Raw genomic sequence first — 21,925 nt, forward strand, 5'->3', positions numbered from 1 at the left:
GGCGCTTCAGTTTCCCGCCAAGCCCCGGATTGTGCCGTGATCTGGCTTCAGTTCCAGCCTTTGGCAGGCTGAAAATGCAAAAAACACCGGCCGACAACGAATGCACCATGATCGTGCATTAACATAAGCGCACAAGATTGGTGCAAAAAAATCAACGCACCAACTCAGGGCCAAACTTCAGGTCAAATTTGTGCAGCCCGGCCAGCATGGCCGGATAGGCCAAATTGACCGCCTCGGGCGCGCCTTTGACGCCCAGTTCAATATGGCGGCCATATTCCGGGTGATCCACGCTGGGCAGGCTAAACACTTTCACTCCCGCATGGGCCGCTTCAATATCGAGCATCAGGGGCGTGAGCATGGCCTCCATGGACCCAAAAATGATCACCGACTTCTCGGTGTAAGGCGATTTTTGGTGCAGGTGGGCGTACTGGTTGTCGAGCACCCATTCAATCATCGGCCAGGCCATCACCGGGAAGCCGGGAACGAAGTGAACCGCCCCCTGCCCCGCCCGGCAGGTAAAGCCCGGAATCTTGTTGTACGGATTCGGAATAATCTCCGCGCCGACCGGAAACACGCCCATGTTCAGGCGGTGGATGTTGTCGTCGCGGTCAGGCTCGTAGGGTGTCCCCTGCTCTTTCGCCACATCCGCCATGCGTTCGAGGATCAGTGTTTTGGCCGTGGGATGCAGCGCAAGGTCAACGCCCAACGCTCTGGCGGCGCACTGCCGGGTGTGGTCGTCAGGTGTGGCCCCTATACCGCCGCAGGAGAACACCACGTCGCCGTTCTCATGCGCCGCTGCGAACGCGCGTGCCAGCGTGGCCGTGATACGCGCCGGATCGTCGCCGACGTAGTCGGCATAGGCCAGCTGCAAGCCGCGCGCACCCAGCAGTTCGATGGCTTTCGGCAGGTGTTTGTCGGCTCGTTTGCCGGAAAGGATTTCGTCGCCGACGATGATGAGGCCGAATTGTGGGGTCATGTTCAGGCTTGCCAGGTAATGGGTTCAGGGTTGTGATTCGGGCTTGCCGCCCAGCGAACCGAAGCTGGGCGCCGGCCCGGGGAGGGCATCGGGGGCCAGCTCATTTGCTATCGATTCAATAGCTGCTTGCGCAAGCGGGTCGGGCGCCAGGGCATTATTCTTCTTGCGAAGTTGTTCCAGGGCCGACAGCGTGTAGTGCGCAAACCAGAGCGAGGAAAACGCAAACACCAGGGTGTAGATCCAGATGGCCACCGGCACCAGGATGGGCGCCATGGCTACAAACATCGCGCCCGAGGCCCACAGCAGGCTGGGTGCCGCGCCCAGGTAGCCGCTGAACACACCGATCGCCAGCAGCGGCAGGCGATGTTCCTTGAATATCTGGCGCCGCTCTTCACTGCTGGCGTGGTCCACCATGGCGTCATAAGACATGACGCGGTAAGTCAGCCAGCCCCAGATCAGCGGGGGCAACACCAGGATCAGCGGGGGAATCAGCCAAAGCGGAATCGAAACGACCAGCGCCACCACGGCCAGCAAGGTCGAGCCCAGCGACCAGAACAAACTGGTGAACAGTGAACCGCCCCGTTTGCGCTCCATCTGGGGAAAGCGCCGTTCAGCCACCAGGGCCACCATGGCCGGTGTCATGAGCAGTGCCACGAAGAGCAACGCCACGATCACAATCACGGGGATCGCCAGGAACAGCAACAACGCCGGAGCCAGCACCGTGCGCAGGTCGCTCAGGCCGAGGCCCTCAAGCCAGCGCACCAGCGTGCCGACAAGCTCATAGCTTCCGATCTGCGACCGGATAGCTTCCACGGCATCGTTCCAGAAAAAATATCCCAGGCCGAGCGAGATCACCACCATGATGATCAGCGGCAGGACGGACAACGCAATGACCCGCGGGTGCAGGCAATACATCGCGGCGCGCCAGAAGGCGTCTAGGAGTTTGCTCATGACCGACAGGATAACGCAGCCCCATGGCTACCGAAAACACGGCGGATGTCTTCAACCCAGCATGAGCCGCGGGACTGGCTTTGCCAGACCGCAGGCGGGCGGCCCCCTCGGGGGGGCAGCGCATTACACGAAGTGAAAAGCGTGGGGGCTCATGCTTCAGGCCCGGCCAAACAAGCGCTTGAGGCCCATCCATTGCTGCGACCAGAAACCTTTGCCGTAGTCGCGGTTGGCTTCGACCTGGTCGCGAATGCCCGTCGGGTCATAGCGCTGCTCAAAATTGACCGTGCGGAACAGCATGTCCCACCAAGGGAGCAGCACGCCGAAGTTGTGGCCCCCCAGCGTTTTGGGGCCATGGCTTTCGTGGCCAATGCCGATGCTGTGGTGCAAACGGTGAAAGCGCGGGCTGATCCACAGGCGCTCGCCCACCTGCCCGAACCACATCCGCACATTGGCATGCTGAAAGCTTTCGCTGAGCTGGGTAAAGGCCACGATGGCGATGAACTGCCCCGGTGCCACGCCGATGAGCTGGGCCACCAGCACGACGATGGAGTCGACCAGGATGTCGTCCAGCAGGTGGTTGCGGTTGTCGCTCCACATCGTCATCTGCCGCTGCGCATGGTGCAGCGAATGCAGGCGCCACCACCACTCGATCTGGTGCTGGCCGCGATGCGTCCAGTACGCCACAAAGTCAAACACCACGAGGTAAATCGCGAAGCTGACGAGGGCGTTGTCCGTCACACCCGGCCAGAGCTGGTCTAAATGAAAAGTGCCGTAGCCGGCCGTGCGCAGCGCGCCAAACGCCTCGTCAAACCACGGGTCCAGCGTGAAAAACAGCGCGATGCGAAACAAGCCCAGCCGGTGGATCAGGGTGTAGAGCACATCGGTGCGTATGGTGGCCCGGTCCAGCACGGGCTCTACCGGCCGCCAGCGCTGCAGCGGGCCGACGATGGCCAGCAAGATCAGCACCTGGATCACGCCCACCATGAACCAGGCAGTGGCGTCGTAGCCGTCTTCCAGCAGGTTGCCCATGCCCAGCGCAAACATGGCCGGCTGCACGGCGGACTCAAACAGCCACTGCTGCGCCATTGAAAAGAGATCGCTGAACCAGTCCATGTGGCTTATTTTGAAGGCCTGGCAGGTGCCGGCGTGGCCTGCGACGCAATCCAGTCTTTGTACTGGGGATGTTCAGCCAGGGTTTTGAAGCAAAAGCCCCGCGACTGCAGGCCGGTGATGAGCGGCTCCAGCACGGCAGGCGCCCAGGGGTCCTTGCGCGACCAGATGCCCAGGTGGGCCAGCAGGATGTCGCCGGAGCGGATGTCGCGCAGCGCCTTCTTCAGCAGGAAATCATTGCCGAACCTCTCGCTGGCCAGCTCATCACCCAGGAAACCGGCGGGCGACCAGCCCACATGCTCAAAGCCGCAGGACTTGGCCGCTGCCAGCAGCGCGGGCGAAGTCTTGCCGCCCGGCGCGCGAAAAAGCGGCAGTGTTTTTTTGCCGGTGATTTCTTCGAGGCGCTTGCTGGACTTGCCGATTTCTTCGCAGTACTGCTTCGCCGTCCAGGTGAAGTCCTTGCCTTCCAGCGGGCCCGCAGAAGGCCGCATCCTGAACTGCACCGGTGTATCGGGTGCGCCGGGTACATCGCCCCGCCAGTAAACGTGGTCCCAGGTGTGCGAGGCAAATTCGTGGCCTTCACCCGCCCGCGCCTTCCACCAGCCAGCCCACTGTGTGCCCAGGCTGCCATCGCCGGTTTGCGTGCGCTCATTGGCGGCAAAAAAGGTGACCTTGACCTTGTGCCTGTTCAGCACGTCAGCCATCAGCGGCGCAACAGCCATGTGGCCAGTGTCCAGCGTCAGGTAAACGGGTTTGCAGGCCGCTTCGGCCGGCTGCGGCGCGTTTTGTGCGGATTTTTGTGCATTGTTTTTGCCTGTAGCCCATACAGGATGAGCGCAAGCAGCTACAAAAACGATAGCAAGCATCGTCTGCAACAGACCAGCCGTAGCGGCGGTCGGCGGGGACTTTTCAAGCAAGCCGGGGCCGCGGAACCGGCTTCGCCGGGCCGCAGGCGCAGCGGCCCCCCCGGGGGGCAGCGACCCACACGAAGTGGGGGAGCGTGGGGGCCTATCTAGCGGCGTGGTCAAGCGTCCAGACGCCATGGGGGCTCTTTCCAACATTGACCTGCCGGACGATCTTGTGGCTTGCCACGTCGATCACCGTGAGCTTGCGTGCCCAGCGCGATGTGACCAGTATCTGCTTGCCGTCACGGCTCACGTCGATACAGTCAGGGCCGCCCGGCGCGGGGTAGTTGTCCACCACTTCCAGGGTCTGCAGGTCGATCTTGCTGATGCTGTTGGCCACGCGGTTGCTGACCAGCACATGGCGTTTGTCGCCGAAGGCGCGGAACGCGTGCGCTCCGGCACCGGTCTTGATGACCTTGGTGCGCTGCGGTTGCGCTCCGCTCACGTCATACACCTCGACGGCGTCGCCGCCGGTCAGGCCCACCAGCAGGTGCTTGTCGTCGGCTGTGCCGTACACGTCGGCCGGGATGGAGCCGGTCTTGACGCGCCACTTGATGGACTGGCTGGGCAGGTCGATGGCGATCAGCTCGTCGCTGTCCTGCATGGTCGAATAAACCGTGGTGCTTTTGGTGTCTATCCACAGATGGCTTGGCGTGCGACCGGTGGCCACGCGCCTGGCCAGCGTGATGTCCTTGCCGTCCCACTTGTAGATGTCGATGTGGTTGAGGCGGTTGGCGGCCGTGACAAACCATTTCATGTCGGGAGAAAAGCGCAATTGGTAGGGGTCGATGATGCCGCGCACCGTGCGCTGCACTTCAGCGGTTTTCGGGTCGATGAAGGTGAGCGAGTCCGACAGCGCGTTGGCAACAATCACCGACTTTTCATCGGGCGTGAGGTACAGGTGATGCGGCTGCTTGCCGGTGGCAATGCGTCTGGTTTCCGTCCAGGTGGCCGGGTTGATCACGCTGACACTGTCTTCGAGCGAGTTCAGCACAAAAACAGGCGTTGTGATTCCCGAAAGTGCGGCACCAGCGGCGGCCGTCTGGGCAAAGGCGGTGGAGCATGCCAAACCGGCAAGGGCAAGCAGCCAGGCGGCGGCAAAACGGACGAAAACATTCACAAAAACGGTCTTTCTACGTGCAACCGGCTAGTGTACCGGGCGTCAGCGATGGCAAATGCGTAAAGGTGCCCAAAAGTCCTCTGCGGCCCCTTTTCCCAACGCCAGATTCGCCCAATCGTTTACATCCTTTACGATGCAACGATGAATTTGATGGAGATCAACGGCGCGCGCCTGGAGGTCAGGCACATCGCCGGGCGCGTCGACCTCGCTCCGGTGGTTTTCCTGCATGAAGGCCTGGGCTCGGTCAGCCTCTGGACGCAGCGCGGCCTGGACTGGCCCCAGGCGGTATGCACGGCAACCGGGCGGGCGGGTTTGGTGTATTCGCGGCGCGGCTACGGGCAGTCAGAGCCCGTACCAAACGTACGCGGTGAACCGGCAGAGCAGAACGGCCAGCGCACCGGCCGCCTGTTGCCCGACTACATGCAACGCGAGGCCTGGGAAGTGTTGCCCGCGCTGCTGGATACGCTGCGGGTTGAAAACCCCGTGTTGCTCGGCCATTCCGACGGCGCCAGCATCGCCCTGCTCCACGCCAGCCGCCACCCGGTTTCGGCCTGCATCGCGATGGCACCCCACGTGCTGGTCGAAGACATCGCAGTTCAGGCCATTGCCCAGGCCAGAACCGCGTTTGAATCAGGAGGTTTGCGCGAGCGCCTGGCTCGTTACCACGCGGATGTAGACGTCGCTTTCTGGCAATGGAACGATGTCTGGCTGTCACCTGCCTTTCGCAGCTTTGACATCCGGCCGGAGTGCGCGCGCATTGCGGCGCCGCTGCTGCTCATTCAGGGGCTTGAGGATGAGTACGGCACGATGCGGCAGCTGGACGAAATTGCACTGGCAGCACCCCATGCCCGGCAACTGAGGCTGGCCGCCTGCGGACACTCACCTCAGCGCGACCAGCCTGAAAAAACGGTTGAAGCGATCACTGACTTTCTCAAAGACATCGATTGAACCGTCCGGCATCAGCTACGTTTTTTATAGCTGCCTGCGCCCGCACCTATTGGTCCACAGGCCGATTTCATTTAGGAAAACAAGGCCTGGACCGTCATTTCAACGGGAGCAGGCGCCGCTCAAGCCTCTTTGACTTCGATGTGGTACATCGCCCACGGGCAGGATGCAAAGCGCGCCGGCAGCGGCTTGGCAGCCATGTCGGAAAAACGGTCGGCATCGTACACCGCCCAAAGCGGACCCAGCCCACCCAGCGTCATGGGCTGGCCGTCCAGGTGGGTGGCAACGATGAAGCGGTATTTGCTGGCTTCGGCGGCGGTGACCTGGGCTGCGTAGCCGTCCACGGCGCGCAGGAAAAGCGTCGTCTTGTCGGTCAACTTCACGCCTGTAGCTTTCATGACATCGGCCAGCAAGGGGCCTTTGAGGGTGTGTGGCTTGCTGTCGTATTCCAGCGTCGGCTTGATGGTGACGGCCGGCAGCGCGGTGAGTGCGGCAAAGTCAAAGGCATGGGCCTTGTCGAACTGGATTTTCTGCTTGCCCATCATCTGGTCGAACGCCGGATCGAAGGCGCCGCGGTTGCCCGCGCCGATCCGCCCGCTGACGGTTAACAGGACTGGGCCTCGCGACGCTTTTGGCGCGTGCTGTGCCAGGGCCAGCGACGGCGCGGCCACGGCACCGATTGCAGCGGCATTCAGGAATTGACGGCGTGGGTTCATGTTTCCTCCGAGTGGTTTTTTGCGAAGCTGGCAGCGTACCGCTTGCCGCCGCGTTTGGGTCTGGTTTTTTTACCGGTTTCAGGGGGTTTTGACCGAAGGCGCTGAAATGCTCGCCATGTCTTGCGGCGTCAGCCAGCGCCATCCGCCGGGTTTCAGGTCAGGCGGCAAATCCAGCGTACCAATACGTGAACGGTGCAGGCCGCCAACGTCCTCAACCCGGTTGCCCACTGCGGCGATCATGCGCTTGACCTGGTGGTACTTGCCTTCGGTAAGGGTCAGGCTCAGCTGGTTTTCACCGGTTTTTTCACATGCGGCTGCTCGCACGGGTTTCGGGTCGTCGTCCAGCACCACGCCGGTCAGCAACTTCTGGATCTGCTTGTCGTCGACCGGGTGCTTGGCACGCACCTCATAAACCTTGGGCACATGGTGCTTGGGCGAGCTCATGCGGTGGATGAACTTGCCGTCGTCCGACAGCAGCAAAAGGCCGGTCGTGTCCTGGTCCAGCCGCCCCACCGCCTGCACGCCGGCCGCCGCGCCACCGCCGCGCTGGCGAATCGGTGCCGGCAGCAGGGTGTAAATACTGGGATAGGTGCTGGGCTTTTGCGAGCATTCGTAGCCGGCCGGTTTGTGCAGCATCAGGTAGGCTTTCTCGTGGTATTCCCAGGCCACGCCCTGCACCATGAAGTGCAGGCCTTCTGCTATAAATTCCATAGCTGGTTCCGCACAAGGGACGCCCGCTACAGCCACAAAACCCTGTTGAACCAGCCCCGCGCACACGCGCCGCGTGCCAAAGCCCTGAGAGAAAAGAATTTCTTGAAGTTGCATGCTTGCCATGGGGCTATTGTCACCCGGCACCAGAGGAAGCCGGGCATGGACCAGGAGCAGACAGGCCTCCGAAAACAGGTGCCCATGAAAAAGCCCAACCGGTAAAGGCTGGGCTTTCGTGAAATGGTGGGCTGGGGACTACTGCAAGATGTCTTGGAAGCCTCGCTATATATAGCGATCAATTCATTTCATAGAAATTAGTTCCCCCTTTTGTTCCCCCATGTGTTTGCGAGCGGTGTTAGACGCGCACTTGCTCCTCTAATTGTGGGTTGACCCCCAAGTACGAGGAGAGCAAATTGAGGATGCCCATCCTGGGCCAGGGAGCACGGAATGAAAGAAGGCATCTATCACGTCACGTTTAACTCGCAATCGGGGGTGGGCGATGGAATTGTTGTTATCACTGGCTCAGCCGTGAACGGCGGAGATACCCGCCAGGTTCCGAGGGCAGCCAGCGCTGCAGCGATTAGCGCGACCATGGTGTAGCGGGCGAGCGCGCTCATGGGTAAAACACCCGATTACCGGAACGAGGTGCCCGAGTGGTCCAGTGGCTCCAACTCTTCGTCGCGCTGGGATGCTCGATGTACAGGCCATGAAATTCCAGGCGGTCCAAATGCTTCATGATCCAATCGTCAATTTCGTTCCTAGGGTCGTAGCGATCCACAGCCTGCCCTTCCTTATGGCTACTGTCGGGCGCGCCCTGAGGGCAATCTTGCGGACGGAAACCGCCATAGGTTATTCCGCCTACCCCACTCTTCGTGACCGGGTTAATGGGAAATGCCACGCCGTCGTCCATCATTTCAATCTCGAGCGCGGCACTAGCAGCTAGCAGCCTGGTGGCGTTCTGTTCTCGGGTGGGTGTCCAGTCGGGTGAATCGCGATGCGACCCGACGTATTCGTTCAAGGTGATCACGAGAGGTCCTTCGTCTTGTTCACGCGGTCAATCATGTCGTCGATGGTCTGCATGGGCTTCGTGCGAAAACGCTTGAGCATCACAGCGAAGCCGCCGGCGATAAACCAACCAACCGCCCCCACAAAGCCGTCCACCGCGGTGTGGTGCGAGCGCTTAGCGTCGTTCAGGAAGGTGAACAGGTTGAAGGTCTGCAGAAAATCGAAAAGGATGTCGCCGAACAGGTAACTCGCGCAGAAGGCAACAAAGGCCCGCGCGAACAAATCGCGTTTCGTCTTTGGCGGATCTACCGCAACCATCAGCGCTGCGCCAACGGCAGCCGGAAAAAACTTAGCCAGCAGTACAGCCAGGCCGCCAGCGTCCGCCGCATGATTGATCTGCTCTTGCATCTTCATTGCGTCTTTCTGTGGGTCTCGATCAGATCCAGCAGCGGCTGCTCCTCAGCATTGGCTCCTACGCAGTGCCCTGGACGGTCCACCCGATCGGTGATCCAGATCACACCTTTAGCCCACCAGGTACTCTGCACGCGGCCGCAGTGACTGGACATCGTCTCGAACGGGTTACCCGCCAAGGCACTGGCGTTAGCCGACATGTCGAGACCGCGCAGAGCCCGTTTGCCCGCGACTTCATCCCCAACTACCAACATCCAAAGAAACCGAAACAGGCCGAGCAACAGACATGGCAACAGGAGTGCCAGCAGAACCAGACCACGCAGAATCAGTTTGCCGCGGCTCATAGTGCGTCCAGATCCTTGAAGGCCACCAGCACAGAGGGAGCTGCGGCGGTAAGGGCGGCGATAATTTCGCCATAGACTGCCCGAACTGCTGCGGTGACATCGCCGTTCACGGCGCCGATAACTCTTGGGTCTTTCGTGAAATTTTTAAGTGATCTTCGGCATGCCTTGATGGCGGCGATATTGTTTTTCTGAATGGCGATATTGCTTTGCTGAAGAGCAATGCCTGCCGAATCCTCAGCCTCTTCGGCAACTGCCAAAGCCTCTTCGGCAGTCTCTAAATCATCTTCGGCATCGTCCCTATGACCAAGTAACCGAGTCAGGATGATTTCGCGGTTTGCCCTTGCAATCACAAGCAGTTCGATTTTCTGCTGCGACAGCTTTGCTGGGTCTAGTGCCCAAGCGCCGGCTAGCCAACAGTGATCAACGGAGGGCCGCTTGGTGACCGGAGTAGAACCTACTGGCACATACAAGGCCTCCCGGTAGTTGCCAGAAGGTGTCAGCCAGTACATGTGGCCATCAGGGTTGGGCTCGCAGTCGTCGGTCGCTGTACTGTTTTCCAGGTTAGGCGTATCACTCATGAATTTCTTTCTTAACGACCGGTGCCGCTGGCGCTGCCACCGTCGAGTGTTGAAGCGGAAATTGATGTGATTCGAATGCGAGTTAGCGGGCCAGCCAATGCTTTGTCACCACCACACACAAAGGTATCTCCATTGGTGGAATAAACCCCGCCCGAGATGGTCCACTTATTGGTGCTGACATCATGCAGTTTGAGCTTCACGTTGCCACTAAATGCAGAGCTGGCATCGGCCCGTGCTTCGACAATGAAACCTGTGACGTTATTCGCGGACTGCCCGTTGGTAGATGATCCGCCCGCATAGCCGGTAATTTCATACGCAGATGCAGTGCCAAGTTGAATAATGAAATAGTCCGCAGAGGCCAGAGATGCCGCCAATATCGACAGGTCGATTTCCGTCAAGCCTGCTACGTTGGTCCATTCTTTTGAAGTTCCACTCGTAAGAGTTTGAAGCGCCAAAGTGACCGTGGAGGAGAACCCCAAAGCAGCCTTGAGACCTGCAGGCGTAATAACCCGCGCGGCATCTGTGCCGGTTTGAGTTTCTGCTGTGGTGGCGAGCTCAACGAGGCCGCTGGCCGTAGTGGTTGCGGCATCTGTGGGTGCTGCGCTTATTGCGGTGCGAGCTTCTGCGGCACCTGCGGCTGTAAACAGCGCGTTCCCTACGGTGGTAGCTCCCAGCACCAGGCGAGCAGCCGCCGCATCAACTGCATTAAGGAAGGTTTGAGCATAGGCCGTTAGAGAAATCAGGCTGATGTCGGCCAGCAGCACGTTCTCCAGCGCGTTGGCCAGTGAATTCCAGCGGAGATATGTCAGCGGAACGGGCGCGGGCAGTTCCAGATCAACGCCCGATGAGTCGGGAGCTACACGGATGGACCGACCCAACTCTTCATCAAGTTGCTGAATCATGAGCACCGCGGCGTCCTGATCATCATCCAACGTATCGGTCGGAAGCTCTCCCTGGTCCTGGTAATCCACGCTGCGGGTGTATGCCATATTACGGCGGCGAACCACGACAGTATCAATAGCTGGGGCAACCAGAAAGGTGACATTTCCACTATCGGAGCCGACACCAGAAAGCGTGTAGTCGGTGTTCAAGGTTTTGACAACACCATCCACCGAAACTTCCATATCAGCCGCAGAGAGAACCTTGAAGTTGTAGGCGAAAACGGTTGTAACTCCGTTGCCGGTGCTGCGATTTATCGGAATCTGAGCTGATACTGTCACTGGGCACCTCAAGCTGTGATGGTTCGGCGCTAGGAAAGCTCAAGCTCAACTTCATGCACGCCAGCCCCTGGGGTCCAATCATTGCGTGATGGCCCATTCGTATTCCCGAAAACCCGACCAATTCGCACCGGAGTGGCCTTTATCGCGCGGGCGGCCGCGTCGAGATAGTCGTCGGCTTGGGTTGTTATGGCAGGGTTGAACTCCAACATCTGCTCGGCGGCCGGGCCAGAATCCACCGAGGTGTGCGCCCAAAGGAAGCCGGAGGACACTCAAAGTTCCTTGAAGTGTTGGCTGGACTGGCTCGAATACCCGTGTTGGGCATACAGCCGGCCAAGAGCGGCATCGTTGGCAGCCAAGCTGGTGGCCATCACAACGGTGGTTGCGCCGAGCTGGCGGGCCAATTCATCCAAGTCATTGAGCGCACAGCCGACGGTCCCGCGACCGATTCGAATAAAGAATTGCTCGATCAGCCATTTGCTGGAGCTGGCGTACCAGGGGGAGCCGACGGAATAGACCAGCAAGTGACTGTTGTTCAGAACGGTGGCCTGCAGTCCTGGGATATCCTGGCCGTCTGCCAGCGCCTGAGCTACCGCGATGGCAGCCTCAATGTCAGTCCGGTTTTCCCAGGTCTTCCCCTTGCCAGATGCGCGCTGCATGACCGAGGCCATGATTTCGGGCGCGCGCCGCATGAGCGCCTCCCGGTGCGGGTACTCGTGGAAGGGAACCGCGGCCACATCAAGCCCTTTGCGGCGCTACGGGTGGCAGATCGGGGACAACCCAGCCGTCCAGGGTCAGGACGGATTTGGTCAGGGCCTTGGCGTCCACGTCGTGGGCGCGCATCTTGAGATAGTCATCGCGGCCCAGCGGCGCCTTGCCGGCCTTCTTTGTGCTCCTGGCGGGCGCGTCCACTACAGCGTCACCACCAGCATCCTCGCCGTCTGTGGCACCTGGTGCGCCGGCCTCCGCGGTTTGTTCGGTGCCTGCAGTGGCATCCGTGGGAGTCGTGCCGGGGGTCTGTGGGGTGCGGGTCGGTCGTGCCATGGTCGGGGCTCCAGAGTGGCTGTTGAAGCCCGCATCTTCTGGCTACACCCCATTCGGCTTCCCGAAAAGCTAGCGCAAACTGACCAGTGCGCTCATACTGCAATTTCCAATCTAGGAGGTGGGGATGTCCAGCAATCTATTTCTTGAGGTCAATGGGTATTTTGTGTACTGCTCGACCGTGGAAAACGCAGATCACACATGGGCAGCTTCGGTTTTGTTTGAGCTAAAAGTAGATCACCGTCACACGCGCGTTTCGGGAGTTCGCCACAAATTGAGCGCCCCATTCGAGAGCGACAAGCAAGCGATGCAAGCGGCCATAAGTTACGGAACCACCGTGGCCGAGCAAAGCGATCCGTTTGAATAGTGCTTACGCCGGACCGGCATTTCGCTCCCCGTTCCGCACGCTTCCCCTTGTCATAGGCACCGTGGGCATAACCCGCCGGCGCCAGAGCTCCACTAGCCGTTCCCCGTCGGCATGCTTGGGCTCGACATTCGAATTCTTGTAGCCGGCCAAGGTAGACACCGGGATGGAAACGGCAGCGCTAACAGCCTCCATGGTCATTCCGGCCTTGCTCAGGTCGTCCATGACTCTCCACCAGTCAACGCGTTGCTGCGGGTCAATGCCCACCAATCCTGCCTTTTCGCTCATACTGGTACTTCCCAAATGGAGGAAATATGGCCACTAGACCATCCAAAACTGCCGAGGAAATTCAGGCCGAAGTCAGGCGCCTCATTCATGAGGGGGAGCTTGTAAAGGCCGACGGTTCCGTCATCGGCGTGCCGCTGCCCACGCCCCTGACCGACGGCGTTACAGAGTCGAATGGGAGCAACTGGGTAATGAATATCTTCCGCAATTCCGCAGGCTACGAAGGGTGGGTTCTGCACTGCGTTTACAGCGTGCAGTCGCGCTGGGATTTGCAGCGGTAGATTCCGACGACCCGCTTTCCGTTTCGAAATAGGATCGGCCGCAAACGCGCGCGCGCGAGGCGGATGGCAGAAAATCTTCTTCCAGCCATGGAACTTCCGGAGCAAATCATGAAATTCGATCGCGAACTGCAAAAGCGCATTCTTTCCGTCTTGCTCACGCAGTACCCAGACGGGGCTTATGAGCCTTGGCTCAAGGGTGAACTTGGTGACATCGAGCCGGAGATTCTTTTGCCCAATCTGATTTACCTTCAACAGCATGGTTTGATCGATAGCGGCTACAAGCTTCAGGAGTACGCAGGAGGTGCGAGGGCATGGCATCAGCTTCGGCAGACCACAATTACGGCCGACGGTATCGATTTCATAACTGACGATGGTGGTTTGGGGGCAATCCTGAAAACCGTGACAGTACGTCTTGATGCCGGTCAGTTTGCCGAGCTGCTGGCGTCCAGGGTTGAAAATCTGCCAGGCATTGCGCCCGAGGAACGCTCCGAACTGGCAAAGGCGATCCGGAAACTCCCGGCTACCGCCGTAGAGAAAATCGCCGAAAAGATGCTGGACTGGTCGGTCGAGCATGCCGGTGACGTGCTGCCTCTGCTGCGCGCGTTGGTGGGCATGGGGGCTTAGCCGGTAGATTCGCCGGCTCATCAGTTCATCCCCCTCTGCGCGGGTTTTGATTGTCTTTCGGGGACGGCCCCGGTCCAATCGGATATCTGCTGGAACTGCCCAGCAAAATGCAGCGGCACAAGCCCAGTCCCACCATTTCGATGCGCGACGATCTCCAACTGGGAAAATCCCTTGAAGTTGTCCTGCTTGGTGCTCAGCGGATGAGCATGATCGGTGAAGAGCAGCGCGATCTGATCCGCAGCAGCTTCGATAGCGCCCGAATCTCGTAGGTGCGTCATGGTCGGCGAGTGATAGCTCTCGTCAGCCTTACGGTTCATCTGCGAAAGAACCACCACGCCGATCTGCAAATCCATCGCCAGGGCCTTTAGCCCGTTGGAAATCACGTCAAGTTCGCGATTGCGGTTATCTTCTCCCGCCCCCTGCATCAGCTGCAAAAAGTCCACGAACAGCACGTCAAGGCCATGCTGCCGCTTTACCTGGACTGCTTTTCGACGAATGTCCATTAGGCTCTGCGCTGATTGATCGTCATGGACAAGGTTCAGTCGCCCTAGCTGCTCCGCCGCCTCAGTCACCCGCGTCCACATCTCCCGATCCGAACCATCGGCGCGAAGGATGCGGCCAAGGTCTACCGTCCCTGCCGCGGCGGTGTGCCGATGCATCAGCTGCATGACAGGCATCTCCTGGCTGATGAACAGCACAGAGTAATCCCGTGCCATGTTTCGAGCCAGCGCAAGTGATAGCGCCGTCTTGCCATGCTTGGGCCGAGCACCGATCACCATCATCTCGCCTCGGCGTAGACCACCGTTCAAAATTCGGTCCAATCCGGTGAGGCCCATGGGAATTGCGGGGTTCTTGCCCTCGCTCAAATCCGTCAGCAGGGTCAGATATTCGGCTAGCGACTGGTTGATGTGCTGCGGGTCACGCTTGTTTTTGACCGTCGCCAGCCTGGCGAGTGCCATCTGCCCCTCATCCAGCAACTGTGCCGGTGTCTTGCCTTGTGGGTTGAATGCGCGGGTCGCCAGATCATCGGCGGTGATGATCATTGACCTCAGCAGAGATTTTTCTCGGACGATCCCATAAGATGTTTGTGAGTCCAGAAAGTAGAAAGCCCCTAAATTGCATTTGCGGTGCAAAGAAGGGGCTCCCTGAGTACCAAAACCTGAATCCTGATACCCGTCTGGTCGACGTTTATGAGGATACCACGGCAGGAAATTGGTCGTCCAGCAGAGGCTTATCCCGTCCCGGGCGGTCTTGGTTGTCGATCTATTTTCCGGCTGTGGCGGGTTTTGGCTTTTATCGAGTCCTTTAGAAAAGGTTAGAAATGCCAAGCCGACAAAATCCTCCCTCGGACAAGCCCGAGATCCTCCTCCGACTGCCAAGCGTGCTTGCCAGGGTTCCCGTTTCGCGCAGTGCCTGGTGGGCCGGCGTGAAATCTGGTCGCTACCCTGCAGGCGTGAAGCTGTCCAAGCGCACGACCTGCTGGAAGAGCAGCGACATCGAGGCCTTAATCCAGTCCCTTGCATAGGGGCTGTGATGAAACATCTTCATCAACTGTTTCGCAAGACTGGCTTGCGGGGGTACTCCGGCGCGCGCAAGGTGCCAATTGGCATATCGATCAGCATTCACGAAGTAAAGCGCTTTACTAGACATGCGCCAGCGGCGTCGGCGAAAGTCGGCGCCATGAGCACAAACCAACCCCTGGAATTGTCGGATGCCGACCGCGAGACTTACATCAAGCAGTGCGGTTTCATGATGCAGCAGGCCGTGACGGAGGGGAAGTGTGACCTCGCCCGGTACTGGCTGGAAAAACAGAAGACGGCTATTTTCCAGCGGTCGCCGGAACAAGCGGCCCGGATGACTGCAGAGATTGACCGCCGCATTGCCGAAAGCATGAATGACCGCGGGGTGGGGGCGGGAGTCGTCGCTTGAACTTCTACAAGCACTACATCGGGGACTTCCAGCGTGCCACCAGCCATCTGTCACTGACGGAGCGCGGGGCCTATCTGACGCTGATTCACCACTATTACGCAACCGAGTTGCCGCTGCCCAGCGACCATGCCGCGCTGTGCCGAATTGCCGGCGCCTTCACCAAGCCGGAGCGCGATGCAGTCAAGGCAGTGATGGCGTTCTTCTCTCCTGTAGACAGTGGATTGATGCACAACCGCATAGAGGCGGAACTGCATAAGGCCGGGGAGATTTCAACCACGAACCGTGACATCGCCGTGGCGCGAGAGGCTCGGCGCCGTGCCGAAAAGCTGGCGCAGGAGCAGCACGAAGCGACCACGAAGCGTGCTGAGGACGTGCCACGAAGCTGGGACGAAGTGAGCACTCCCCAGACTCCAGACACCAGACTTAATACAGAAGCTAAAGCTTCTTTGTCGGAAGCAGGGCTTCACGACTAGGTTCCTTGGCCTTATCAATCTTGCTGCGCACCCATGGCGCACCACCAAGCCGCTCCAGCTTTTCCCGCTGATCGGTACTCATGCGAATCGCAACGGGGACAGTCTCAATCCCCGTAGACTTTCTCCCCTGACCTCGACCCGCTCCGCCTCTACCTGTTAATGGTTTTGTCATTTGATTAGTGTAAACATTAATCAAATAATAACAAGTAGGTTTTTCCCAGAACTTTGAGTTTTATGTTAGGTGGCGGCAGAATAGCGGCGTATTCGTGCGGGAGTTTCGTATGGAAGTGCACTTTGAACGGCTAGCGCTTTACGATGAGGTATGGTCCACCCCCTTGACCAAGCTTGGCGAGAAGTACGGAATGTCAGACAACGGCATCCGCAAAGTCTGCAAAACGATGGACATTCCTCTACCCAAAGTAGGCTACTGGGCCAGAGTCCAGGCCGGCCAAGTAGTTACTCGAACAGCGCTACCGGAAAAAGCCGGGCGGACAACGTTTGTATGTCGCCCACCACCAAGGCCGAGCCTCGAATTCAAGCGACCGGAAGATGTCGTTTGGCTAGAGGAAAGACTCACATCCGAGCAACGCGAAGACGCTCTCATCACTGTGGACGCCGTTCCAAATAGGTGGCATACCCTGCTTAGGCCGCTTCGTGATGGCTTGATTTCTCAAGTAAAAGCATACGACAGGATGGTTAAGGCACGGGAGAAAGAAAACCTTAGGCCGTCAAGATCTTGGGAACCAAATTGGGATGCGCTAAGTGCCATGGACTTCGATGGAAGCCTCCTTTACCCCAGGAGCCAGAAAACTTGTTTTCGAGTTTCGAAGCTCACTTATGAACGAGCCTTGGCTATCGCCAACACACTACTGCTCGCCGCAGAGGCGAGAGGCTGCACCGTGACATACGATGATCACTGCGCAAGACCACAGATAAACCTCGAACGAGAAACTTTTTCCTTCGCCATTCGCGAGCGACAACTTACTGAGGTCGTTCTAGTCAGTGAAACCCACCCCGGAATCGGAACTCACAAAGTCGGCACTCCAACAGATACGCTCGCGCTGATTATTGATAGACGGTTTGGGGGCACGTTTGAAATTCTCGATAAGGGAGACTTTCGCGTTGAGACTCGCCTGAATGAAGTATTCAAGCGTCTTTATAAAAGTGTCGCGGAGGGGCGCGAGAAAAGACGAGAGCACGAAGCGACTGAGAGGCGACGTGCAGAATTCCGAGCCACGCAAGACGTTATTCATCGCATGCAAGAGCTTGAGGCTAAGCAGAAAGCAGAGGAAATACTACGCCGGGAGGTACTACTAGCCGAGGCGACAAGCTGGCAACACGCCCAGCAGATTAGAGCCTTCGTTGCCGATGTAATTAGTCGAGCCGAAACACCGCCGTCAGCGGCGCATAGAGATTGGGCTTCCTGGGCGCTGAGAGTGGCTTCGGAAAAGGACCCCGTTCCGGGGCGAAATATTGCACTAGCGCATGTTAGGGAGCCAAAATGAAGACACCGTTACAGGAGGCTCAATGGGCCGCATATGAAGCAATAACTTTGCGGCGGGAACAGGATGCAGGAAAGGACAGTGCATCTAGAGAACACAGAGCACGCCTTCTTGAGGAGGCCGCGCAATGGACTACCAGCCAACAAATTCGCGGTTATGTCGCTATGGTCCTTGAGCGAGCCGGCCAACCATCGTCCCCGCAGGTTGATGTTTGGGCGACGTGGGCGTTAGGCATCGCACAGTCTACTGACCCTGTCGCCGGTCGCATTGCTGATCTGTTGAGTCCGACAAACGAAAAGAACCGCCATGGCTGAGAGGACGACCAGGTCGCTATGCGCTGGGTGTAACACGCAGTTTGGTGCGACGGGCAGCAGCCATAAATGCTCGTGCGGCACTTTCTAACTCCGGACTCAGCCTCGCACGCGCATCACGACGCCCTAATGCGCCACCTCTGAGCCATCGCTTTACCTCATCCAGGTCATAGCGCTTCGCCCTTACGCCCACTGGCGTAAATGGCAATCCCATCGCCTCTAGGCGCCTTACTGTGGACTCGCTAATGCTCAAGGCCGCGCACAGTTGCTGTCGTGTTAGATCACTCATGCCTCGCGCTCTTCAACCCAGTGGGAGCCGGCGCCATGGGCTGACCATCCAGGTGAGTGGCAACGATGAAGCGGTATTTGCCGGCCTCGGCGGCGGTGACCTGGGCGGCATAACCGTCTACCGCGCGCAGGAAAAGCGTCGTCCTGTCAGTCAACTTCACGCCGGCGGCCTTCATCACATCGGCCAGCAAGGGGCCCTTGAGGGTGTGCGGCTTGCTGTCGTATTCCAGCGTCGGCTTGATGGTGACGGCCGGCAGCGCGGTGAGTGCGGCAAAGTCAAAGGCGTGCGCCTTGTCGAATTTGATCTTCTGCTTGGCCATCATCTGGTCAAGCGCGGTATCGAGGGCGCCGCGGTTGCCCGCACCTATTAGCCCACTGACGGTCAACAATGTCGGACCTCGGAGCGCCTTGGGCGCCAGCTGTGCCTGCGCCAGCTCAGGCAAAGCGACGGCTCCCCATGCCGCCACACCCATAAATTTGCGTTTATCCATTGATTGCACTCCTCTTTTTGCAAGTTTCACGGGGCCAATTCAGCGATGGGCCTATGTTCAATAAGTCACGCAATCTTAATAATTGGTAACAAATTGCCAATTAATCTGATGAATTTCAATACAAGGTACGTAAATAAGCGCACATTGTAAAAACCCGTAACAACCAGGAGTTCGTCATGCACAGAAACTCAGAATGGTCGCCAGTAGAGCAGCCCCGTATGGAGCGCATCTACGAATGGTACAGGTTGTGGTCGCGATGGGTAAACCCGGGGAAACGCCGCATTCCCAAACACTGGCCCCTGCATGCGCGAGTGTTGATGAATAGCGAAGAACTGCGAACCTGGCACTGGATGAACAGCACTTTTGACGATCACCATGTCCTGGTCAAGACGCCGGTAACTCGTTTCACCAGGCCCAATGCCAGTGAAAACAGCCTGTACTGGTATGAATTGCTTCAGAACACCACCTGCACATTTTCAGTTTGCGCGAGCGACGGCCACGTAGTCGGCTGCGTGGACGTACCCAAGTCCTTCGGACTCCCCCAAAAAGCCAGAAGCCTGAAAAGGAATTTGCTGGCGCAGTGCGGCATTTCCTACGCGGTGCTCAACCCGTCCATGCTGCCGGACCCCGACGTACTTCGCAATGAATTTTTCGGCGAAGAGGCCACAAAAGCCCGGCATCTCAAGCGTGAAGAAGCGATCCTCGAAGTCGCCCGCATCAGCCTGAAAAAAACGCTGGCGCAACAGCGCCGCATCCGCACACTCAGGGACCAGGATCACACCAGCAGCATGCCCAATCACTGGCATGACTCGTTTCTCATACAGTCCAACACCCGCCCAGCCGAACTGCGATAGGCAGAGCCAGTGGATGTGCCGGGCATCCTGCATTGGCAAAGGAATGCCAGGCTCTGCTGCTTCACCCCCCCGACGGCATTTGGCGCAGGGCGGTACTCAGGCCGCGATGCGGGTCAGGTCTTGCACCGTCAACCAGCGCCATTCACCGCTTTCAGGTCGATCGGCAGATCCAGCGAACCGATACGCGAGCGGTGCAAGCCGCCGATCTCTTCCACCCGGTTGCCCACGGCGGCGACCATGCGCTTGACCTGGTGGTATTTGCCTTCCGTCAAGGTCAGGCTTAACTGGTTGTCGCCGGTTTTCTCGCAGGCCGCAGCTCGAACGGGTTTGGGGTCGTCATCCAGCACAACGCCGGCCAGCAGTTTGGCCACCTGCTTGTCGTCCACCGGGGGCGCGCGGCCAGGGTAAGGACATGGAAGCCAACGGCGTGCGGCAGCTGGTGGCCATTTGACTTTCTCATTCGAGGGCCGAGACCGGGTCCGACATAGCCGCCGGAGGGCTACGTGGTGCAGTACCCAGCGTGAAGTAAAACGTGGTGCCTTCTCCCGGCGTGGAGTCTGCCCAGACCTTACCGCCGTGCCGCGTGACAATCTTGTGCACGCTCGCCAGACCGATCCCGGTGCCCGGGAAATCCGACCCGAGATGCTGGTGCTGGAAGGCGCTGAACAGCTTGCCGGCATGCGCCATATCGAACCCGATGCCATTGTCCTTGACATGGTAGATCAGTGTGCCGTCAGGATAGCGCGCACAACCGACGGAAATCTTCGCGCGGTCCTGTCCACGCGTGAACTTCCAGGCGTTGTCGACCAGATGATCGATGGCGAGCGTCAGCATAGCCGGGTCCGCGGTGGCCTGAAGGCCGGCCTGAACATGGATGTCGGAGAGGCGGTCGGGATCACGCTGCTGGCAGGCCGCAAGCGCGGCGCTGGCGATCGCGCTGACGTCCACCGCGCCACTCGCCAGGTGGGGGAGTGAGAGACGAGCCAGGGACGCCATGGCGTCTGACAATTCGTTGATCTTCTGCACACCGGCCTGGATGCGGCTCAGGTAGTGGTCCTGCAACTCGCTTGCGCCGGGCTGCAACGTGCTGCGCAACTGACCGCAGAACCCGCTGATGGTGATCAGCGGCTGGCGCAGGTCGTGCGCCAGCGAGTACGAGAACGCCTGCAGCTCCTGGTTGACGGTTTCCAGCTCCGCCGTGCGGACCCTGACACGCTCTTCCAGCCCGTCATTGAGATGCTGGATATCCTGCTGGTGCGTCTGAACTTCGTTGGAAGTGTTGTCCAGGGCGCGCATCAAATCGCCGATTCCGCCGCGCGGGTAGGGCGGTCCGATGCGCGCGCCCAAGTCACCGTTCCTGAACCGGGCCGTGCCCTTCACGATCCGGCCCAGCGGGCGGCGGACCCCCAGCTCTACAAGCGACCAGGCCAGCAGTAGCGCCAGCAGCGCTGCACCCACAACGCCCGCAAGCACAGTCCGCGCGCGGTGCTCCGCGTCGGCTGCCAGGTCCTGGGTCGGCACGCCCAGCGCGATCAGTATCCCTGCGTCCCATGGCGGCGGCAGCGTACCCAGGGCCCAGACCCGCCGCACCCCCGCCGGGCCAGCGAACTCGGCTATATCGCCGTTATGACCCTTGACGGCGAACCGGCCGAGGGTGGTATCGGCCAAAGATATTCCTGGCATGGGCCGGTTGGTGCGTGGCACCCCGACGCGCGTGCTGCGGGAAGCCAGCACGACACCGGCGCGGTCAAACAGGGTGATGGCCGTGTCGGAATAGGGCTGTGCCGCCAAGACATCACGCGAGAATTGGTCCAGGTTGATGGACGCAAGCAGCACGAACCGCACCTTGCCTTGTGGGTCGCGCGAGGCCTGGGCCACCTGCGCCACGCCGATACCGGTGAGACGGCCAATGACCGGCTCCAGCGCCGGTGCCGTGGACACCATGGCCTGCTGGAAATAGGCGCGGTCGGCCAGGTTGAGCTTGCGGCCGGTGCGCAGCGAGTCGCAGTGCAAGTCGCCATTCGGCTTGATCGTGAGGATGCTGGTGTATTGCGGATGCTGCTTCAGCACTTCGGCAAGGTAGGCCGAGCAGGCGCCGCGCTCCTCCACATCAAGCTCGCGCGACTGGGCAAGCCCGAACAGCAATTGGTGGGTGCCCTGAATTTTGGCCCGTAGGTCATTGCTCGCGCTGCGCGCGAGCGCGGCGAGGCTGTACCCGGCCTGGGCGATGTCATGGTCGCGCTGCTGGAACAAGAAGCCCATTGCGACTGTAGCCGGCAGCAGCGCGGTGAGCGCCACCAGCAGCAGAATGATCCGCGCGCGGAACCCCAGCTTAATAGCTGGTGAGGTCATGGCGGTGGCAGGATGCCGGGCTTGCGCAAGCGAAGGCGCTGCGCCGCATTCATGTCGTGGTGTAGATCATCAACCAGTATGCGCTCATTGTGGCAGTGCTGGTTGCCTGCTTTCCCATGCCATTGTTGGTATTAGTTCCGCGAA

Annotated in this window: 26 protein-coding genes and 1 pseudogene; 9 read left to right on the forward strand and 18 right to left on the reverse strand. The window is 59.4% G+C overall.

Going from position 1 to position 21,925, the window contains the following annotated elements:
• Positions 1-151: 151 nt before the first annotated feature.
• The 5 genes from AC1DZE_RS00305 to AC1DZE_RS00325 all read right to left on the reverse strand — a co-directional run bounded on the left by AC1DZE_RS00305 (position 152) and on the right by AC1DZE_RS00325 (position 5,062).
• A complete protein-coding gene (locus AC1DZE_RS00305) occupies positions 152-976 on the reverse strand; it encodes a competence/damage-inducible protein A (RefSeq protein WP_477667928.1) in 825 nt (274 codons plus the stop codon).
• A gap of 24 nt (positions 977-1,000) precedes the next feature.
• The gene (locus tag AC1DZE_RS00310; RefSeq protein ID WP_477672587.1) at positions 1,001-1,927 is read right to left on the reverse strand and encodes an EI24 domain-containing protein; all 927 of its coding nucleotides are present in this window, start codon (positions 1,925-1,927) and stop codon (positions 1,001-1,003) included.
• A 156-nt stretch (positions 1,928-2,083) separates the two neighbouring features.
• Entirely contained in the window at positions 2,084-3,040 is a 957-nt protein-coding gene (locus tag AC1DZE_RS00315; protein ID WP_477667930.1) for a sterol desaturase family protein, read from the reverse strand.
• Between the two features lie 5 nt (positions 3,041-3,045).
• Positions 3,046-3,903 (reverse strand): polysaccharide deacetylase family protein, encoded by an 858-nt coding sequence (locus AC1DZE_RS00320; protein WP_477672588.1) that lies wholly within the window; start codon positions 3,901-3,903, stop codon positions 3,046-3,048.
• 142 nt (positions 3,904-4,045) lie between these two features.
• Positions 4,046-5,062, reverse strand: a complete 1,017-nt coding sequence (locus AC1DZE_RS00325; protein ID WP_477667932.1) for a YVTN family beta-propeller repeat protein — start codon at positions 5,060-5,062, stop codon at positions 4,046-4,048.
• 141 nt (positions 5,063-5,203) lie between these two features.
• Here AC1DZE_RS00325 and AC1DZE_RS00330 point away from each other — a divergent pair, with 141 nt between their 5' ends.
• Positions 5,204-6,010 carry an alpha/beta fold hydrolase gene (locus tag AC1DZE_RS00330; protein WP_477672590.1) on the forward strand — a complete coding sequence of 269 codons (807 nt, stop codon included), beginning with the start codon at positions 5,204-5,206 and terminating at the stop codon, positions 6,008-6,010.
• Positions 6,011-6,129: 119 nt separating this feature from the next.
• Here the strand turns inward: AC1DZE_RS00330 and AC1DZE_RS00335 are convergent, their stop codons facing one another.
• The 9 genes from AC1DZE_RS00335 to AC1DZE_RS00375 all read right to left on the reverse strand — a co-directional run bounded on the left by AC1DZE_RS00335 (position 6,130) and on the right by AC1DZE_RS00375 (position 12,030).
• Entirely contained in the window at positions 6,130-6,723 is a 594-nt protein-coding gene (locus AC1DZE_RS00335; RefSeq protein ID WP_477699662.1) for a putative pterin-binding protein, read from the reverse strand.
• 78 nt (positions 6,724-6,801) lie between these two features.
• Positions 6,802-7,548 carry a pseudouridine synthase gene (locus AC1DZE_RS00340; RefSeq protein ID WP_477674689.1) on the reverse strand — a complete coding sequence of 249 codons (747 nt, stop codon included), beginning with the start codon at positions 7,546-7,548 and terminating at the stop codon, positions 6,802-6,804.
• 496 nt (positions 7,549-8,044) lie between these two features.
• Positions 8,045-8,458, reverse strand: a complete 414-nt coding sequence (locus AC1DZE_RS00345) for a hypothetical protein (RefSeq protein WP_477699663.1) — start codon at positions 8,456-8,458, stop codon at positions 8,045-8,047.
• Positions 8,455-8,850 carry a hypothetical protein gene (locus tag AC1DZE_RS00350; protein WP_477674451.1) on the reverse strand — a complete coding sequence of 132 codons (396 nt, stop codon included), beginning with the start codon at positions 8,848-8,850 and terminating at the stop codon, positions 8,455-8,457. Before AC1DZE_RS00350 ends, AC1DZE_RS00345 begins: the two co-directional genes overlap by 4 nt.
• Positions 8,847-9,191 (reverse strand): hypothetical protein, encoded by a 345-nt coding sequence (locus AC1DZE_RS00355; protein WP_477674452.1) that lies wholly within the window; start codon positions 9,189-9,191, stop codon positions 8,847-8,849. Before AC1DZE_RS00355 ends, AC1DZE_RS00350 begins: the two co-directional genes overlap by 4 nt.
• Positions 9,188-9,769 carry a hypothetical protein gene (locus AC1DZE_RS00360; RefSeq protein WP_477699664.1) on the reverse strand — a complete coding sequence of 194 codons (582 nt, stop codon included), beginning with the start codon at positions 9,767-9,769 and terminating at the stop codon, positions 9,188-9,190. The genes AC1DZE_RS00355 and AC1DZE_RS00360 overlap by 4 nt, the downstream gene beginning before the upstream one ends.
• Before the next feature lie 11 nt (positions 9,770-9,780).
• Complete coding sequence (locus AC1DZE_RS00365; RefSeq protein WP_477699665.1) at positions 9,781-10,989, reverse strand: phage tail fiber domain-containing protein; 1,209 nt, start codon at positions 10,987-10,989, stop codon at positions 9,781-9,783.
• Between the two features lie 269 nt (positions 10,990-11,258).
• Positions 11,259-11,678 carry a hypothetical protein gene (locus AC1DZE_RS00370; protein WP_477699666.1) on the reverse strand — a complete coding sequence of 140 codons (420 nt, stop codon included), beginning with the start codon at positions 11,676-11,678 and terminating at the stop codon, positions 11,259-11,261.
• A 46-nt stretch (positions 11,679-11,724) separates the two neighbouring features.
• Positions 11,725-12,030, reverse strand: a complete 306-nt coding sequence (locus AC1DZE_RS00375) for a hypothetical protein (RefSeq protein ID WP_477674024.1) — start codon at positions 12,028-12,030, stop codon at positions 11,725-11,727.
• Between the two features lie 124 nt (positions 12,031-12,154).
• Between AC1DZE_RS00375 and AC1DZE_RS00380 the strand changes: the two genes are divergently transcribed.
• The 3 genes from AC1DZE_RS00380 to AC1DZE_RS00390 all read left to right on the forward strand — a co-directional run bounded on the left by AC1DZE_RS00380 (position 12,155) and on the right by AC1DZE_RS00390 (position 13,581).
• Positions 12,155-12,394, forward strand: coding sequence for a hypothetical protein (locus tag AC1DZE_RS00380; protein WP_477674025.1), 240 nt, complete (start codon positions 12,155-12,157; stop codon positions 12,392-12,394).
• Between the two features lie 311 nt (positions 12,395-12,705).
• A complete protein-coding gene (locus AC1DZE_RS00385) occupies positions 12,706-12,957 on the forward strand; it encodes a hypothetical protein (protein WP_477674026.1) in 252 nt (83 codons plus the stop codon).
• A gap of 108 nt (positions 12,958-13,065) precedes the next feature.
• Positions 13,066-13,581 carry a hypothetical protein gene (locus tag AC1DZE_RS00390; RefSeq protein ID WP_477699667.1) on the forward strand — a complete coding sequence of 172 codons (516 nt, stop codon included), beginning with the start codon at positions 13,066-13,068 and terminating at the stop codon, positions 13,579-13,581.
• A 20-nt stretch (positions 13,582-13,601) separates the two neighbouring features.
• Here the strand turns inward: AC1DZE_RS00390 and AC1DZE_RS00395 are convergent, their stop codons facing one another.
• Positions 13,602-14,624 (reverse strand): replicative DNA helicase, encoded by a 1,023-nt coding sequence (locus AC1DZE_RS00395; RefSeq protein WP_477699668.1) that lies wholly within the window; start codon positions 14,622-14,624, stop codon positions 13,602-13,604.
• A 278-nt stretch (positions 14,625-14,902) separates the two neighbouring features.
• Between AC1DZE_RS00395 and AC1DZE_RS00400 the strand changes: the two genes are divergently transcribed.
• The 4 genes from AC1DZE_RS00400 to AC1DZE_RS00415 all read left to right on the forward strand — a co-directional run bounded on the left by AC1DZE_RS00400 (position 14,903) and on the right by AC1DZE_RS00415 (position 17,488).
• Positions 14,903-15,106 carry a helix-turn-helix transcriptional regulator gene (locus AC1DZE_RS00400; protein WP_477674457.1) on the forward strand — a complete coding sequence of 68 codons (204 nt, stop codon included), beginning with the start codon at positions 14,903-14,905 and terminating at the stop codon, positions 15,104-15,106.
• Positions 15,107-15,114: 8 nt separating this feature from the next.
• On the forward strand, positions 15,115-15,510 hold the full coding sequence (locus AC1DZE_RS00405; RefSeq protein WP_477674456.1) for a hypothetical protein: 396 nt from the start codon (positions 15,115-15,117) through the stop codon (positions 15,508-15,510).
• Positions 15,507-15,983 (forward strand): YdaU family protein, encoded by a 477-nt coding sequence (locus tag AC1DZE_RS00410; protein ID WP_477674455.1) that lies wholly within the window; start codon positions 15,507-15,509, stop codon positions 15,981-15,983. The genes AC1DZE_RS00405 and AC1DZE_RS00410 overlap by 4 nt, the downstream gene beginning before the upstream one ends.
• A 281-nt stretch (positions 15,984-16,264) precedes the next feature.
• Entirely contained in the window at positions 16,265-17,488 is a 1,224-nt protein-coding gene (locus tag AC1DZE_RS00415) for a hypothetical protein (protein ID WP_477699669.1), read from the forward strand.
• A gap of 589 nt (positions 17,489-18,077) precedes the next feature.
• Here AC1DZE_RS00415 and AC1DZE_RS00420 read toward each other — a convergent pair.
• Positions 18,078-18,575 (reverse strand): putative pterin-binding protein, encoded by a 498-nt coding sequence (locus AC1DZE_RS00420; RefSeq protein ID WP_477674222.1) that lies wholly within the window; start codon positions 18,573-18,575, stop codon positions 18,078-18,080.
• A 176-nt stretch (positions 18,576-18,751) separates the two neighbouring features.
• Between AC1DZE_RS00420 and AC1DZE_RS00425 the strand changes: the two genes are divergently transcribed.
• Positions 18,752-19,429 carry a hypothetical protein gene (locus AC1DZE_RS00425; RefSeq protein WP_457280066.1) on the forward strand — a complete coding sequence of 226 codons (678 nt, stop codon included), beginning with the start codon at positions 18,752-18,754 and terminating at the stop codon, positions 19,427-19,429.
• Between the two features lie 96 nt (positions 19,430-19,525).
• Here the strand turns inward: AC1DZE_RS00425 and AC1DZE_RS00430 are convergent.
• Positions 19,526-19,818 (reverse strand): annotated as a pseudogene (locus AC1DZE_RS00430) (pseudouridine synthase family protein); the annotation flags it as partial.
• A 67-nt stretch (positions 19,819-19,885) separates the two neighbouring features.
• Positions 19,886-21,781 (reverse strand): sensor histidine kinase, encoded by a 1,896-nt coding sequence (locus AC1DZE_RS00435; RefSeq protein WP_477699670.1) that lies wholly within the window; start codon positions 21,779-21,781, stop codon positions 19,886-19,888.
• Between the last annotated feature and the right edge of the window lie 144 nt (positions 21,782-21,925).

Source organism: Polaromonas sp. P1_F1 (assembly GCF_056405795.1).